Annotated in this window: 1 protein-coding gene; it reads right to left on the bottom strand. The window is 57.8% G+C overall.

Annotation, left to right across the window (positions count from 1 at the left end):
- Nucleotides 1–562, bottom strand: a 562-nt coding sequence (locus EN780_RS36800; RefSeq protein ID WP_133372984.1) for a MurR/RpiR family transcriptional regulator, incomplete at its 3' end; no start/stop codon positions are given.
- Between the last annotated feature and the right edge of the window lie 35 nt (nucleotides 563–597).

Below are 597 nucleotides of genomic sequence, written 5' to 3'. Positions count from 1 at the left end.
CAACGCATCCGGGACTAAGCCCGCTGGCGACTTCGTGAGCCATGTTGGAATTCCTGAACGCAAAGGCCGTTAGCCCGACACGCAAAAGCCGATAGGCAAGCAGTTCTGCCGTTATACCGGACATTCCGGCGCCGTAGAGGTCGATCCGTCTGCTTGCCGCAAGCGCGGCGGCGACCTTCGCGAGAGTTTCGGAATCGGCATTGTTGTGTGCGATGCTGAGGTTTTGCGCCATGGTGTCGTGCAAGGATTGCAGAGCGCTATCCGCAGTTCCAGCAGCAGTAGGAGGCAGTCCCGGGCGGCCAATCTCGGCCGCCAATGCCAGCTTGAAGTCGCGGAAGCCGGAAAAGCCTATCTGCCGGCAAAGCCGCAATATGCTCGCTTCACCACTGGCCGCGAATTCACCTAGCTCCGCGACCGATTGGTGCAGCACCTTTTCCGGGTTTTCCAGAATGTATTTGGCAATGCGAGCGAGCGCATTGGGCAATCGATCGATGTCGTCCTGCAGGCGAGCCAAGATGCTCTCGTGCGATGCCGCTTTCATTGCAGGTGAGTTGACGCTCATTTCCACAATCCTCACCCCTTATGAATGAAGGAAAG

This window comes from Mesorhizobium sp. M4B.F.Ca.ET.089.01.1.1, from assembly GCF_004022605.1.
Lineage (GTDB): Bacteria > Pseudomonadota > Alphaproteobacteria > Rhizobiales > Rhizobiaceae > Mesorhizobium > Mesorhizobium abyssinicae.
Note: the sequence above shows the minus strand (reverse complement) of the source record. Positions and strands in the feature narration are given on the sequence as shown.